Genomic DNA, 14,665 nt, shown 5'->3' with positions numbered 1-14,665 from the left:
ACGGAGCAGGCAGTAACACCGCCCGTATGACCTCTCGGAGACCTCCGTGTCGACCGCGGGCCAGCCTCCCTCGAGCGACCTGAGGGCGGTCAGCCGGGAGGCGTCTCGGGCCCCGCCCGGAGGCCGGCGAGCTGGGTGGCCAGCGAGGGTGCGATCGGCAGCCGGGTCAGCAGCGTGGCCTGGTAGGCGTGGTACACGTCGGGCTTGCCGGACCACACCCCGGCGACCGGCCGGTTGTCGGGGTCGAGCTCGTGGAACCAGCTGCCCGCGCCCGGGAGGCGGTCCACGAAGTGCCGGTCCGCGAACTCCCACCAGTCCCGTTCGAGATCGGCGTAGCGCCGCTCCCCCGTACGCCGGGCCAGCGCGGCGGCCGCCCCGATCGCCTCGGCCTGCACCCAGTGCATCCGGTCGCGCACCACGGGGCGGTCCGCCCAGTCGGTGGTGTAGACGAACCCGGGGGCCCCGTCGACGCCCCAGCCGATCTCCACGGCGCGGGCGAAGAGGGCGCGAGCGTCCTCGAGCAGCCACGAGGGCGCGTCCGGGTGCGCGGACTCGAGCTGGAGGAGCAGCCGCGCCCACTCGAGCAGGTGCCCGGGGGTGACGCCGTACGGACGGAACTGGTCGGCGGGGTGGTCGACGTTGTACTCCGGGAGCGGGGTCCAGCGCTCGTCGAAGTGCTCGGGCAGCCGGTGGCCCCGGCCGGCGGCGACCTGGTGGATCAGGTGCTCGGCGATGCCGAGTGCGATCCGGTGCCACCGGGGCTCTCCGAGCACGTCGCCGAGAGCCAGCGTGGCCTCGACCGTGTGCATGCTGCCGTTCGCGCCCCGGTAGCCCTCGGGCTCGGCGAGGTCGCGGGCGTAGCCGTCGACGACCCGTCCGGCGGCGTCGAGGAAGTGCCGGTCCAGGACGGTGACCGCGTCGCCGAGCAGCGCCCGAGCCTCCGGCACGTCCGCCGCGGTCGCGCTCGAGGCGGCCAGCGCGACGAAGGCGTGGTCGTAGGCCAGCTTGCGCTCCGCGGCCGGCGCGCCGGAGCGCATCACCGCACCCAGCCACCCGGGGTGCTCGGTGTCGCGCAACGGGCCGTCGGTCAGCGCCCGGACCCCGAGGCGGGCCAGCTCGGCGGCCTCCGGTTCACCGCGCAGGGCGGCGAGGGCGAAGACGTGCGTCATCCGCGCCGTGATCCAGGTCTGTACCGGTTCGGACGGGTCGACGTCCCCGCGGTCGTCGAGCCAGCCGAACCCGAGCCCGGGCAGGGCGCTGCGACGGGCGAAGGCCAGCAGCCTCCGGCCCTCGGCCTCGGTGTCCATCAGGAGTCCATCAGCCCTTGACCGAGCCCGCCATCAGACCGCCGACGAACCAACGTCCGAGGATGATGTAGACGAGCAGCGTCGGCAGCGAGGCGATCAGCGCACCGGCCATGCTGGCGGAGTAGTTCTGCAGCTGGCCGCTGGCGAGGAAGTTCAGCGAGATGGTGACCGGGCCGTTGCGCGAGTTCGAGAAGAACAGCGCGAACAGGTAGTCGTTCCAGGCCGAGGTGAACTGCCAGATCAGCACGACCACGAACGCCGGCGCGGAGATCGGCAGCACGATCGAGGAGTAGGTGCGCAGCATCCCGGCACCGTCCACGCGCGCCGCCTCGATCAGGTCGGTCGGGACGGAGGCGTAGTAGTTGCGGAAGATCAGCGTGGTGATCGGGATGCCGTAGACGACGTGCAGCACGATCAGGCTGGGGACGCCGTTGGGCACGCCGAGGTTCTGCATCAGCTGGACCAGCGGGATCATCACGGCCTGGTAGGGGATGAACATCCCGAACAGCAGCAGCGTGAAGACCACGTCGGCCCCGGGGAAGCGCCACTTCGCGAGCACGAAGCCGTTCATCGACCCGAGCATCGCCGAGATGATCGAGGCCGGGATGACCATCGAGAACGTGCGCAGGAGGGCCGGCGAGAGGACCTCCCAGGCCCGGCCCCACCCGGCGGTCTCCCATGACTCCGGCAGTGACCAGGCCCGGCTCGGGGTCGCGTCGCCGAGGCCCTTGAACGAGGTGACGAACAGGACGTACGCCGGCAGCAGCACGACGAGCAGGAAGAAGATCAGCAGGACGTAGCGGAGCGTGCGCATCGCCGTCGAGCCGCCGTTGCGGTCGGACCGCCGGCCGGCGGGCTGGAGGACGGCGTCGGCCGTGGGAAGAGCCGTGGTGCTCATCGGGTCAGCCGCTCCTGCCGGTAGGTGTAGACGAGGTAGGGGATGATCAGGAACGCCACGATCACGAGCAGGATGGTGCCGATCGCCGCGGAGCGGGCGTAGTCGCCACGCGTGAACTCGACCCACATCTGGATCGCCGGCACCTGGGTCGTGTAGTTCGTCTGTCCCGCGATCGCCATGATCAGGTCGAAGACCTTCAGCGACATGTGGCCGACGATCACGATGGCCGAGAGAGCGACCGGGCTGAGCTGCGGGAAGATCACGTGGCGGTAGAGCTGCCACTCCGAGGCGCCGTCGACGCGGGCCGCCTCGCGCAGCTCGTCGGGGATCCCCCGGAAGCCCGCGAGGAAGAGCGCCATCACGTAGCCGGACAGCTGCCAGACCGCGGGGAGCGCGATGGCGACGACGCCCCAGTTGGGGTCGGTCCACCACTGGTTCTGCAGGAAGCCGAGACCCACCTGGTCGAAGAGCCGGTTGAGGCCTCCGGCCCGGTCGCCCTCGGCGTTGTTGAGCAGCCAGCGCCACACGACACCGGAGGCGATGAACGAGACCGCCATCGGGAACAGGTAGACGGCCCGGAAGAAGCCCTCGCCCTTGACCCCCTTCTCCAGGAGCCAGGCCCACAGGAAGCCCATCACCAGGGTGCCGACCAGGAAGGCGCCGGTGTACTTGAGCAGGTTCTTGAGCGAGTAGACGAACGTGTCGTCCTGGAACAGCGTCCGGTAGTTGTCGAAGCCGACGTAGGCGACGTCACCGCCGATGCGGTGGTGCTGGTCGGTCAGCGAGGTGTTGAAGTTGACGCCGATCAGGCCGTAGACGAAGACCCCGATCAGGATCAACGACGGGAGGATCAGCAGGACCGGGGGGCCCCATGATCGCCAGCCTCGGTTCACCATGCACTCCTTCTCACCGTTGCCTGCCCGGCACGCCTGGTCGGATACCGGTCGGCCCGACCCCGAGGGGCCGGGCCGACCGAGCCGGGATCAGCCGGCGTTCCTCTCAGCTGCGGCTGCCAGGTCATCCTGGAAGCCACCGAGGTCACCGGTCGAACCGTACTTCGCGACGGCCGAGGTGATGTCGGTCAGCCAGCTGATCGGGGCCGCTGCGCCGTGGGCCAGCGACGAGACGATGTCGTCGTTGGCGTACGAGTCGATCGCGGTCTGCTGGTAGTCGCCGAACCCGGAGGTGTCGGCCTCGATGTTCGCCGGGATCGAGCCCTTCTTCATGTTGAAGGCGGTCTGACCCTCGGGGCTGGCCACGGTGGAGAGCCAGGCCTCGGTGGTGGCCGGGTCGGGAGCGCCGACCGGCAGGGTGAAGGAGTCCGCGAGGAAGTCGAAGACACCGTCGGTGCCGGGCACCGGGTAGGCCAGGTAGTCCGTACCCAGCTTCTTGCCCTGCTCCTCGAAGGCGGCGACGGCCCAGTCGCCCATCACGTTGAACGCCGCGTCGCCGTCGATGACGAGCTGGGTGGCGTCCGGCCAGTCGAGCGACTGCCGGTCCTGGTTCGTGAGCTCGAACAGGGTCTGGTAGTCCTCGAGCGCGGCGCCCACCTCGGCACCGGCCCAGTCGGTCGTGCCGTCCCAGAGGCCGTTGTAGCCGTCGGCGCCCAGGTCGGCGAGCAGCACGGTCTCGAACAGGTGGACCTGGGTCCAGTCAGTCGCGATCGAGAGCGGGATCGAGCCGGCAGCCTTGATCTTCTGCAGGTCAGCGATCCACTCGTCGAGGCTCGCGTACGTCGCCTTGGGGTCGACGCCCGCGTCCTCGAGCACGGCCGGGTTGGCCCAGACCACGTTGGCGCGGTGGATGTTGGACGGGACGGAGTAGATCTTGCCGTCCTGCTCCAGCCGGTCGAGCAGCGTCTGCGGGAAGTACTCGTTCCAGCCGTTGTCCTCGTACATCTGGGTCAGGTCCTCGATCTGCCCGTTGTTGATGTAGTCGGTCAGCTCGGCGCCCGCGTGCGCCTGGAAGGTTCCGGGCGGGTCGTTGGTCTGCAGCCGGGAGGCCAGCACGTTCTTCGCATCGCTGCCGGCGCCACCGGCGACCGCACCGTTGACGAACTTGATGTCCGGGTACTGGTCGTTGAAGACACCCACCAGCGCGTCGAGGCCGGCCTTCTCGCTGCCCTCGGCCCACCAGGTGAAGACCTCGACCTCGCCGCTCGCGGCCGCGCCGTCGGACGAGCCGTCGTTGTTGCCGTCGCTGTCGCTTCCTCCGCAAGCAGCCAGGAGCACGAGGGCACCAGCCGCAACCATCGCGCTCATCGCGCGTCGCGTGCGATTCATCTTTCCTCCATATGTCGGTCATTTGGTGTTGTGGCGCCTTCGCGATCCCGCGGCTGCCCGCCGCGCGAAAGGACCTTTGGAGTCGACCGAGTGCTCCTGCCGTTCACGCTAGGAGCCCTATTAGTTCGGGTCAAGGATCAAAGATGGGAAATTATCAAAACGTTATGTCCTGAACCCGGATGAATCCGGTATTCTCGCCGCATGGCTCACGGCGGATCCCTGGGCGAGCTGCGCGCCGCCAACCTCGCCTTGGTGATCGCGATCATCGAGCAGGCCGGATCGCTGTCCCGCGCCGACCTGATGCGGCGCACCGGCCTGTCCCGCTCGACGGTCTCCAGCCTCGTCGTCCAGCTGATCGAGCAGGGCGTGCTGGTCGAGCGCCTCGACCGCGGCACGCCGTACAAGGGCCGCAGCGGCCGACCGCCGATCCTGCTCGAGCTCGCGACGCTGACCGGGGTCGTGGCCGGCATCGACGTCGGGCACCGCCACGTGCGGGTCGCCCTGGCCCGGCCCGACTCCACGATCGTCCTCGAGCGCTCCGTCATCCTGGACGTCGACGACTCACCGCGCGAGTCGATGGACCGGGTGGCGACGCTGCTCGACGAGCTGCTCGCCGAGTCCGGCCACCAGCGCGAGGACGTGCGGGGGTCCGGCCTGGGCATCCCGGGCCCCGTGGACAGCGACGGCCGGATGACCTCGGGGATCCTCCCCACCTGGCGCGGGCTCCGCCCGGCCGACGAGCTGGCGGAGCGGACCGGGCTCGTCGCCCGGGTGCACAACGACGCGCACCTCGGTGCCCGCGGCGAGCTGGCGTACGGCGCGGCGCGCGGCCACCGCGACGTCATCTACGTCAAGGCTTCCACGGGTGTCGGCGCCGGGCTGATCGTCGACGGCCACCTGGTCACAGGCACCACCGGGATCGCCGGCGAGCTCGGCCACGTCCAGGTCGACGTGAACGGCGTGATGTGCCGCTGCGGGAGCCGCGGTTGCCTCGAGACCGAGGTGTCGGGGCCCAAGCTCGTGGCGCTGCTCCAGCCGGCGTACGACGAGCGGCTCACCGTCCCCCGCGTCCTCGAGCTCGCGCAGGCGGGCGACGCGGGCGCCACCCGGGCACTCAACGACTTCGGCCGCCGGATCGGCCGGGTGCTCGCCAACATCGCCAACATGCTCAACCCCGAGCAGGTGGTCGTCGGCGGCGGGTTCGGCTCGGCCCCGGCCCTGCAGGCCGGGGTCCGGGACGCGCTGGACCGCTACGCGCAGCCGGCCACCGCCGCCGCGATCACGGTGCTCGGGGGTGCGCTCGGGGAGCGCGCGGAGGTCATGGGCGCGATCGCCGTGGCCCTGGACCCGCCCGATGCACCTCGATCCGGCCGGCAGGTCTCCCGGTCACCCGTCGCCGGGTGACAGACTCCGGGGCATGAGCGAGTCGAAGCGTGCCCTCGTCGTGACCGACGTGCAGAACGACTTCTGCGAAGGCGGCTCGCTGCCGGTCGAGGGCGGCGCCCGGGTGGCCGCGGACATCGCCGAGGTGCTGCACCTGTGGAGCACGCAGGGGCCCGGGGCACCCGAGTACACGCACGTGGTCGCCACCAAGGACCATCACGTCGACCCGGGCGACCACTGGTCCCGCGAGCCCGACTACCGCGACTCCTGGCCGGTGCACTGCCGGGTCGGGACCGACGGCGCCTCCTTCCACCCCAACCTCGACCCCCAGCCGTTCGACGCGATCTTCTTCAAGGGCGAGCACCAGGCGGCGTACTCCGGGTTCGAGGGCCGCACCGTCGACGGGGTGGGGCTGGCCGACTGGCTGCGCTCTCAGGGCGTGACGGAGGTGGACGTATGCGGCATCGCGACCGACTACTGCGTGCGCAAGACCGCCCTGGACGCGGTCCGGGCCGGCTTCACCACGCGGCTGCTCGCGGACCTGTGCGCGGGCGTCGCCCCGGACACCTCGGCTGCGGCGCTCGAGGAGATGCGGGCCGCCGGGGTGACCGTTGCCTGACCTCGGGGTCGCCACCGCTGACGGTGTGCTGCGCCTGACGTTCAACCGCCCGGAGCTGCTCAACGCGCTCACCGGCGAGATGGCCGACGAGCTCGCCGGCACGATCGAGGCGGCGACCGGCCGGGACGAGGTACGGGTCGTGGTGATCACCGGGACGGGCTCGGCGTTCTGCGCCGGCGCGGACATCTCCGGCGCCGACGCCCACGAGCACCTCGACGTCTCCGCCCTCGACCGGGCGAACCGGATCATCCGCGCGATCACGTCCTGCCCCAAGCCGGTCGTCGCCGCCGTCAACGGGGTGGCGGCCGGCGTGGGGTGCTCGACCGCCCTCGCCGCTGACCTGGTCGTCGCCGGCTCCTCGGCGTCCTTCCTCCTCGCGTTCTCGCGGATCGGCCTGATGCTCGACGGCGGGGCCTCGCTGACGGTGGCGGCCGCGGTCGGCCGGGCCCGGGCGATGCGGATGGCGCTGCTCGCCGAGCCGCTGGGGGCCGCCGAGGCCCACAAGGTCGGCCTGGTCAGTCACCTGGTCCCGGACCACGAGCTCGCGTCGTACGTCGACACCCTCGCCGGGCGCCTCGCCGCCGGACCGCCGCTGGCCCTGGCCGCGAGCAAGAAGGCGGTCAACGCCGCCACCCTCGCCGGCCTGGACGCCGCCCTCGAGCGGGAGCGCACCGGCCAGAGCGTCCTGCTCCGCACCGCGGACGCCGCCGAGGGGATGCGGGCCTTCTCCGAGCGCCGCCGACCGGTGTTCCGCGGCGAGTAGCCGGTCCGCCCGCCGCCGCATGTAACGCGGGGTTCTGGGATCTGGTGGCCCTGTTGGAAGGGGGTCACCAGACCCAGCAACCCCGCGCTACAGCGGTTCGGTGGTCGGGCCTCAGCTCACCGTGATCGGCTGGTCGCCGGAGACCAGGCGCCAGTCGACGGAGGCGAACTGGGTCGGGTCGATGGTGCCGTGGGCGGTGACCCAGTCGATGAGCAGCTGGCGGATCTCGTTCTGCCGGTTGTAGACGACCGGGGCGGTGGAGACCGCCGGGAAGCCGCCACCACCGGACTGGCGGTAGTTGTTGACGGCCAGCACGAACTGGTCGGCGTCGACGACCGCCTTCCCGTCGTAGGACAGCCCGACGATCCGCGACCCGACCTCCTGGGAGATGTCGATGTCGTAGGTCAGGGGCGCGTCGAGACCGGCGATGGCGTCGTAGTTGTAGTCGGGCGTGCCGTTGGGCGCGGTGGTGGTCACCGCGTTGGTGACCTGGTCCATCGTGAACGGCCCGGTGCCGCTGACCAACTTGTAGTAGCGGGCCGTGTACTCCAGGTAGGCCTTCAGGTCCGCGCCGCTGACCTGCACGGCCAGCAGCGTGTTGTCGTAGATGTAGAGGCCCGCGACGTCCCGCACGGTCACCTGTCCGGACGGGAACGACGCGCCGCGGTTGAACGGCGCCGCGATCGACAGCACTGGGAGCGCCGCGGCGTCGCCGCTGAGCCCGGCCTTGACCGCGTCCGCCTGCACGAAGTTCACGAAGTCGATGATCGGGACGTCCTCGACCACGGCCCGGGCCGCCGACATGGCCTCGACCGACGTGCCGATCGGGCTGTTCACGTACGACACGACGGTGTCGTGCTGCTCCTGGACCGCCGCAGCGACCGCGGCGTCCGCCTCGACCGTGTTGGAGTTGAGCAGCTGGGCGCCGCTCCCGGTGACGATCCACTTGAGCCGGCCGCGCTTGGTGTAGGACTCGTGCACCACGAGGTCCATGACCGCCAGGCGCATGCCCCAGTAGTACGGCTCGCACAGCAGCACCTGCTGGCCGGTGGCCTTGTTGCGCACGAACCGCTGTGGGATCTCCTTGTGCGCGTGGCCGACCAGGATGGCGTCCACGTGCGGGACCTGCTCGGCGACCAGCGACGCGGCGTTTTCGGGGAACGGCAGGGCGTCGCCGTACGACGAGGAGGTGTCCGCGCCGGAGTGGGCCGAGACGATCACGACGTCGCAGCCCTTGGCTTTCATCTTCGGCACGAACTTCTTGGCCTGCTCGACCAGCCCCGGGAACTCCATCCGCCCCTCGACGTTGGCCTTGTCCCAGATCGCGATGCCCGGGTTCGTGAGACCGAGGACGCCGACGCGGAGCCTGCGGCCGCGGCCGACGCGGAACGTCTTGATCACGTACGGCGCGAACGCGGGCAGCCCGGTCGCGGGGTCGACCGCATTCGCCCCGAGCAGCGGGAAGTTCAGCTGGTCCTCGAAGGTCCGCAGCGTGTCGAGGCCGTAGTTGAACTCGTGGTTGCCGAGCGCGGCCGCGTCGTAGCCGACCAGGTTCATCGCCTTGGCCATCGGGTGCACGCCGCCCTGGGTGATCGGGGCGATCCGGGCGTAGTAGTAGGCCAGCGGCGTGCCCTGGATGGTGTCACCAGCGTCCAGGGTCAGGATCGGATCGCCGCGGCGCTCCTCGCGCATCGCCTTGATCAGGGTCGCGACCTTGGCGACGCCGATGTCGTCGTGGGCGGAGTTGTCGAACTCCTTGTTCTTGAAGTAGTCCCAGTTGTACACGTTGCCGTGCAGGTCGGTGGTGCCGAGGACGGTCAGCCGGACGCCTCTTCTGCCGATGCGGGAGTCCACCTCCGAGGCGTACGACGGCGTGACATACCCGGACGCGGCGAGCGCCGCGCCCCCGGTGACGCCACCCGCGAGGACGGCGCGGCGCGACGGCATGGCTTGGGACACAATCTCCTCCTGAAATAGATAGGGACGAGAAATGTCCTACCATCCCGGCCGCCTAGCCGCCCCATCTATCGACTAACGCCTCGATCACAGTCAGATTTCGGTTGGTCGCGACCCCGAGGTGACGCTCGATCACGGCGTTGGTGAGCCGTGCCTCGTGGTAGCTCTCGCCGAGCAGGAGGTGCACGGCGCGACCGGAGACCCTCGCCACCTCCTCGGCCGTGGCCAGCGCCTCGACCGCCGCGACGGCGGCCGGCGACGGCTCCTCCTTCAGCAGCGAGACGTAGTGCCGGCCCCGGTGCCCGAAGCTCGCGGCCCGCTCGGCGATCTCGCGCAGCTGCACCGGCGTGAACACGATCGTCGGCACGTCGAACCCGCGGTCGGCCTCGAAGACCTCCTCCAGGGTCCGCTCGATCCTGGCGCGCGAGCGCAGCCGGGTGTCGAAGCGGACGTTGCCGGTGTTGATGTAGGTCTCGACGTCGGTGCCGCCGGCCGCCTCGACGGCCGCCCGGATCGCGTCCTTCGGGAACTTCCGGGTCGCCCCGAGGTTGATCGCGCGCAGGAAGCCGATGTAGGTCGCCACCCGCCGCATGATGCCGCGTGGGCCACCTCACGTGGAACTACATAGGTTTGCTATGTATCGTCGACGGACGTGCCCCCGCCCGACCCCACTGACGCCGACCTCGCGAGCGACCTGGTGGTGCACGCCGCCCGCCTGGTCCGCGCCGTACGCCGGGAGCTGGAGCTGCCCGCCGGCATCCGCGTGATCTCGCTGCTCGACGAGCACGGGGCACTCGGCGTCACCCAGCTGGCGGCGGCCGACCGCTGCTCGCAGCCGACCATGTCGGCCCTGGTGAGCCAGCTCGTCGAGCGCGGCTGGGTCACCAAGGCACCGAACCCCGACGACGCTCGCGGCAGCGTCGTGGCACTGACCGACGCGGGTGGCGCCGAGCTCGCGGTCGTACGCCGTCGCCACGGCGAGCGCATCGCCGCGCTCGTCGCCGACCATCCCGCACTGACGACAGAGGACCTCGCCACGGCGGTCGCCGTGCTGCGGGGCGTCCTCGAGAAGGGCAACCCCTCGTGACTTCGTTCCTCAAGCAGCCTCGGGCCGTGTGGGCCGTCGCCTTCGCGTGCGTGATCGCCTTCATGGGCATCGGTCTGGTCGACCCGATCCTCAAGGAGATCGCGGCCGACCTCGGCGCGACCGGCAGCCAGGTCTCGCTCCTGTTCAGCAGCTACATGGCGGTGATGGGCGTCGCCATGCTCGTGACGGGCGTCGTCTCGAGCCGGATCGGCGCGAAGCGCACGCTGCTCTCGGGGCTGCTGCTCATCATCGTCTTCGCCGCCCTCGCCGGCTCGTCGGGTTCCGTCGGAGCCGTGATCGGCTTCCGGGCCGGGTGGGGCCTGGGCAACGCGCTGTTCGTCGCGACCGCGCTGGCGACGATCGTGCAGTCGTCGAAGGGCTCCGTCGCGCAGGCCGTCATCCTCTTCGAGGCCGCCCTCGGCCTGGGCATCGCGACCGGCCCGCTGGTCGGCGGCCTGCTCGGCGAGCAGTCCTGGCGCGCGCCGTTCTACGGCGTGTCCACGCTGATGACGATCGCGGCGGTCGCGACCGCGCTGTTCCTCCCGGCAACGCCACCGCAAGGTCGGCGTACGTCGCTCGCCGACCCGTTCCGCGCCCTGCGCCACCCGGCGCTGCTGCTGCTCGCGCTGGTCGCGGTCTTCTACAACCTGGGGTTCTTCACGCTGATGGCGGCCGGGCCGTTCGCGCTGCCCAGCTACGGGATCATGGAGATCGGCTGGACCTTCTTCGGCTGGGGCGTGCTGCTGGCGTTCACCTCGGTGGTCGTCGCGCCCCGGCTGCAGCGGCGCTTCGGCACCCTGCCCACGCTGACCGCCGTGCTCGCGCTGTTCGCGGCGGTGCTGGCCGTGATGGCGACGAACGCCGGGAACGAGACCGCGATCGCCGTCGGCATCGTCGTCATCGGCGGGCTCCTCGGCATCAACAACACGCTGGTGACCGAAGCGGTCATGGGCGCGGCTCCGGTGGAGCGGCCGGTCGCGTCCGCGGCCTACTCCTTCGTCCGGTTCACCGGCGGTGCCGTCGGCCCGTACGTCGCGATGAAGCTCTTCGAGCGCCACGGAGCGGCCGCGCCGTTCTGGTTCGGCGCCGCCGCGGTCACCGTCGGGGTCGTGATCGTCGCCGCCGGCAGTACGACGATCCGGCGAGCCCTCGTCGACACGCCCTCGCCAGATCCGGAGGCCGAGGCCGAGGCGGAGCTGCTCGGCGACCTGGCCTGACTGACGATCAACGCCCCGGCTGCCGTGGCGGCCGGGGCGTTGCTCCCTCCCAGAAGGGAGACCGTGGGCGCCTCCCTCCCGGGGAACGCTCGTCGACCAGCCTAGGCGCACTCGTGGGTCGTATGCCTCAGAACGCGCGATGACCCGTTCCGGGGCACAGGACCGATCGCGTCACAGGTTCCCGCGGAGCTCCTGCTCGCGCTCGATCGCCTCGAACAGCGCCTTGAAGTTCCCCTTGCCGAAGCCCAGGGAGCCGTGCCGCTCGATGAACTCGTAGAAGACCGTCGGTCGGTCCCCCATCGGCTTGGTGAAGATCTGCAGCAGGTAGCCGTCCTCGTCGCGGTCGACCAGGATCCTGCGCTTCTTCAGCTCCTCGATCGGCACCCGCACCTCGCCGATCCGGGCGCGCAGCTCGGGGTCGTCGTAGTAGGAGTCCGGGGTGTCGAGGAACTGGAGGCCGTTCGCGCGCAGGATGTCGACGCTACGCAGGATGTCGTTGGTCGCCAGCGCGATGTGCTGGCAGCCGGCGCCGTCGTAGAACTCGAGGTACTCGTCGATCTGCGACTTCTTCTTGGCGATCGCCGGCTCGTTGAGCGGGAACTTCACCCGGTGGTTGCCGCTCGCGACCACCTTGGACATCAGCGCGGAGTAGTCCGTGGCGATGTCGTCGCCGATGAACTCGGCCATGTTCGTGAAGCCGAGCACCGAGTTGTAGAAGGTCACCCACTCGTCCATCCGACCGAGCTCGACGTTGCCCACGCAGTGGTCGATCGCCTGGAACAGGCGCTTCGGCTGCCCCTCACGCCGGGTGACCGTGGTCGACGCCGCCGCGTAGCCGGGCAGGTACGGGCCCGAGTAGCGCGAGCGGTCGACCAGGGTGTGGCGGGTCTCGCCGTACGTCGCGATCGCGGCGAGCCGGACCGTGCCGTGCTCGTCGGACTCGTCGTGCGGCTCGACCAGGATCGTGGCGCCCATCGCGCGGGCGTGGTCGATGCACCTGTCGACGTCGGGCACCTCCATCGGCAGGTCGACGACCCCGTCGCCGTGCTTGCGGTGGTGGTCGAGCACCGGGCTGTCCGGCGTGACTCCGCCGGTGAACACGAAGCGGGCGCTGCCGGAGCGCAGCACGTAGGACTTGGAGTCGCGGCACCCGTTCTCCGGGCCGCGATAGGCCTCGAGCTCCATCCCGAGCGCGAGCTGGTAGTACGCCGCGGTCTGGGTCGCGTTGCCGACCACGAAGCACACCGCGTCCTGGGCGGTCACCGGGAACGGGTCGTTGGCGGCGTCGTACTCCACGAGTCCGACCAGCTCCTTGAGCTGGTCGAGGGTCAGGTCAGCCTTGAGCTCGTCCCGCGTCAGTGTCATGGCCGCAGCGTGGTCAGGATCACACAGGATGTGCAACACTAACCCGACACACTGGACAATCTGCACAGTCGAAGGGATCGGGATGGACGACCTCGACAGCAGGTTGATCGAGTTGTTCGCCCAGGAACCGCGCCTCGGCGTGCTCGAGGCCTCCCGGCGCCTCGATGTCGCCCGCGGCACCGTCCAGGCACGTCTGGACAAGCTCACCGCCGTCGGGGTGATCACCGGCTGGGGCCCGGACCTCTCGCCCGCCGCGCTGGGCTACCCGGTGACGGCGTTCCTCACCCTCGAGATCCGCCAGAGCGCGCGCCAGGGCGGCCACGACACCGTCGGCGCCCACCTCGCCTCGATCCCCGAGGTGCTCGAGGTGCACACCATCACCGGCGCCGGCGACCTGTGGGCACGCGTGGTGGCCCGGTCGAACTCCGACCTCCAGCGCGTCATCGACCGGGTGCTCGAGGCGCCGACGATCGTCCGGTCCTCGACGGTCATCGCCCTGGCCACCCAGGTCCCCTACCGGGTGCTTCCGCTGGCGCGAACCCTCAACTGAGCGACGGTCCCGCCGATCTGGGGGACAACGGCGGTGGGCGATCCCCTGCTGCCTCCCCGCGTGAGGACGAGGAGCATTCGTGTCGAAGTTCATGGTCAGGGTCGGCGACCTGCGGATCGGGGCGCGCCTGGGCGCCGTGTTCGCACTGTGCGGACTGGTGTGGCTGGGCGCGTTCGGCCTGGATCTGAAGACCCAGCACGACGCCGCGGCGGTCGAGGACCAGGTCACGGCGGCCGAGGAGGGTCTGCAGATCAGCGACGAGCTGCTGATCGCGATCAACGAGATCAGCGGCTGGCAGGCGCTCTACATCGATGACGCCGCGGCGTTCGGCACCGAGAAGGGCCTGGCCGACGACGCCTACAACGTGCAGGGCTTCACCGAGTCGAAGCAGGGGATCGAGAACCTCTTCGCCACCATGGACACCTCGATGCTGACGCCCGAGGAGAGCGCGATCATCACCGAGGCGAAGGCGAACTTCGACCAGTTCTTCGCCGAGGACGTCAAGCTGCGCGCCCAGCTCAAGAGCCAGGGCCTCGACGCGCTGCCCGCGGTCATGAACAGCATCAACGGCGGACCCGCCGGCGAGTCGTGGTCGGCGACGTACGACGCGTACGACCGCTTCCACAAGCTCATCGACACCCGGGTGGAGAAGCTCCGGCACCAGCAGGACGCGGACCTCGCGGCCGGCAAGCGGCTGGTCCTGATCGCCCTCGGTTTCGCCGTCGCCGTGGCCGTCGCGATGCTGCTCCTGGTCACCCGTTCGGTCGTGCGGCCGATGCGGCACCTGGTCGACCAGCTGCGTCGGGTGGCCGACGGGCACCTGGACGTGCGCTCCGGCCTGCGCCGGGGTGACGAGGTGGGGCAGATGTCCACCGCCCTCGACGAGGCGCTCGAATCGATCTCCGGCTCGCTGCGCCACATGAGCACGAACGCAGACGACCTCACCGCTGCCTCCGAGCGGCTGAGTGCCGTGTCGACGCAGATGTCCGGCACCGCCGCCGACGCCGCCTCCCAGACCGACCTGGTGGCCGCGGCCGCGGACCAGGTCTCCCACAACGTGCAGACGGTCGCCGCCGGCACCGAGCAGATGTCGGCGTCCATCCGCGAGATCGCCCACAGCGCCACGGACGCCGCCGCGGTCGCCGGCCGCGCCGTCGAGGCGGCCGAGGCCACCACGGCGACGGTCGCGAAGCTCGGCGAGTCCTCCTCCGAGGTGGGCAACGTGATCAAGGTGATCA

The 14,665-nt window shown here is 70.5% G+C and carries 14 protein-coding genes; 7 read left to right on the top strand and 7 right to left on the bottom strand.

Annotated elements, in window-relative coordinates:
* Positions 1 to 89: 89 nt before the first annotated feature.
* The 4 genes from QMC84_RS17195 to QMC84_RS17180 all read right to left on the bottom strand — a co-directional run bounded on the left by QMC84_RS17195 (position 90) and on the right by QMC84_RS17180 (position 4,487).
* The gene (locus QMC84_RS17195; RefSeq protein WP_300376796.1) at positions 90 to 1,307 is read right to left on the bottom strand and encodes an AGE family epimerase/isomerase; all 1,218 of its coding nucleotides are present in this window, start codon (positions 1,305 to 1,307) and stop codon (positions 90 to 92) included.
* Between the two features lie 10 nt (positions 1,308 to 1,317).
* Positions 1,318 to 2,205, bottom strand: coding sequence for a carbohydrate ABC transporter permease (locus QMC84_RS17190; protein ID WP_300376794.1), 888 nt, complete (start codon positions 2,203 to 2,205; stop codon positions 1,318 to 1,320).
* Complete coding sequence (locus QMC84_RS17185; RefSeq protein ID WP_300376792.1) at positions 2,202 to 3,101, bottom strand: sugar ABC transporter permease; 900 nt, start codon at positions 3,099 to 3,101, stop codon at positions 2,202 to 2,204. The genes QMC84_RS17190 and QMC84_RS17185 overlap by 4 nt, the downstream gene beginning before the upstream one ends.
* A gap of 87 nt (positions 3,102 to 3,188) precedes the next feature.
* Positions 3,189 to 4,487 (bottom strand): ABC transporter substrate-binding protein, encoded by a 1,299-nt coding sequence (locus QMC84_RS17180; protein WP_300376790.1) that lies wholly within the window; start codon positions 4,485 to 4,487, stop codon positions 3,189 to 3,191.
* Between the two features lie 201 nt (positions 4,488 to 4,688).
* On the opposite strand from QMC84_RS17180, the gene QMC84_RS17175 reads away from it, so the two are divergent.
* Genes QMC84_RS17175 through QMC84_RS17165 form a run of 3 tightly spaced genes read left to right on the top strand, consistent with a single transcriptional unit; the run spans position 4,689 to position 7,252 of the window.
* On the top strand, positions 4,689 to 5,891 hold the full coding sequence (locus QMC84_RS17175; protein WP_300376789.1) for an ROK family transcriptional regulator: 1,203 nt from the start codon (positions 4,689 to 4,691) through the stop codon (positions 5,889 to 5,891).
* 13 nt (positions 5,892 to 5,904) lie between these two features.
* Entirely contained in the window at positions 5,905 to 6,489 is a 585-nt protein-coding gene (locus QMC84_RS17170; RefSeq protein WP_300376788.1) for a nicotinamidase, read from the top strand.
* Entirely contained in the window at positions 6,482 to 7,252 is a 771-nt protein-coding gene (locus QMC84_RS17165) for an enoyl-CoA hydratase-related protein (RefSeq protein WP_300376786.1), read from the top strand. The genes QMC84_RS17170 and QMC84_RS17165 overlap by 8 nt, the downstream gene beginning before the upstream one ends.
* A 111-nt stretch (positions 7,253 to 7,363) precedes the next feature.
* Here QMC84_RS17165 and QMC84_RS17160 read toward each other — a convergent pair whose 3' ends face one another.
* Both QMC84_RS17160 and QMC84_RS17155 read right to left on the bottom strand, forming a co-directional pair.
* The gene (locus tag QMC84_RS17160; RefSeq protein WP_300376784.1) at positions 7,364 to 9,211 is read right to left on the bottom strand and encodes a 5'-nucleotidase C-terminal domain-containing protein; all 1,848 of its coding nucleotides are present in this window, start codon (positions 9,209 to 9,211) and stop codon (positions 7,364 to 7,366) included.
* Positions 9,212 to 9,263: 52 nt separating this feature from the next.
* Complete coding sequence (locus QMC84_RS17155; protein WP_300376782.1) at positions 9,264 to 9,800, bottom strand: DUF1697 domain-containing protein; 537 nt, start codon at positions 9,798 to 9,800, stop codon at positions 9,264 to 9,266.
* A 60-nt stretch (positions 9,801 to 9,860) separates the two neighbouring features.
* Between QMC84_RS17155 and QMC84_RS17150 the strand changes: the two genes are divergently transcribed.
* Together QMC84_RS17150 and QMC84_RS17145 are read left to right on the top strand one after the other, a co-directional pair.
* Entirely contained in the window at positions 9,861 to 10,295 is a 435-nt protein-coding gene (locus tag QMC84_RS17150; protein ID WP_300376780.1) for a MarR family winged helix-turn-helix transcriptional regulator, read from the top strand.
* Positions 10,292 to 11,512 (top strand): MFS transporter, encoded by a 1,221-nt coding sequence (locus QMC84_RS17145; RefSeq protein WP_300376778.1) that lies wholly within the window; start codon positions 10,292 to 10,294, stop codon positions 11,510 to 11,512. The genes QMC84_RS17150 and QMC84_RS17145 overlap by 4 nt, the downstream gene beginning before the upstream one ends.
* Before the next feature lie 171 nt (positions 11,513 to 11,683).
* On the opposite strand, the gene hppD is transcribed toward QMC84_RS17145, so the two are convergent.
* Entirely contained in the window at positions 11,684 to 12,877 is a 1,194-nt protein-coding gene (gene hppD / locus QMC84_RS17140; RefSeq protein ID WP_300376776.1) for a 4-hydroxyphenylpyruvate dioxygenase, read from the bottom strand.
* 82 nt (positions 12,878 to 12,959) lie between these two features.
* On the opposite strand from hppD, the gene QMC84_RS17135 reads away from it, so the two are divergent.
* Both QMC84_RS17135 and QMC84_RS17130 read left to right on the top strand, forming a co-directional pair.
* Positions 12,960 to 13,427, top strand: a complete 468-nt coding sequence (locus QMC84_RS17135; RefSeq protein ID WP_300376774.1) for an Lrp/AsnC family transcriptional regulator — start codon at positions 12,960 to 12,962, stop codon at positions 13,425 to 13,427.
* A 79-nt stretch (positions 13,428 to 13,506) separates the two neighbouring features.
* A partial coding sequence (locus QMC84_RS17130; RefSeq protein ID WP_300376772.1) for a methyl-accepting chemotaxis protein occupies positions 13,507 to 14,665 on the top strand: 1,159 nt, incomplete at its 3' end.

It is taken from the genome of Nocardioides sp. (assembly GCF_030019515.1).
Lineage (GTDB): Bacteria > Actinomycetota > Actinomycetes > Propionibacteriales > Nocardioidaceae > Nocardioides.
Note: the sequence above shows the minus strand (reverse complement) of the source record. Positions and strands in the feature narration are given on the sequence as shown.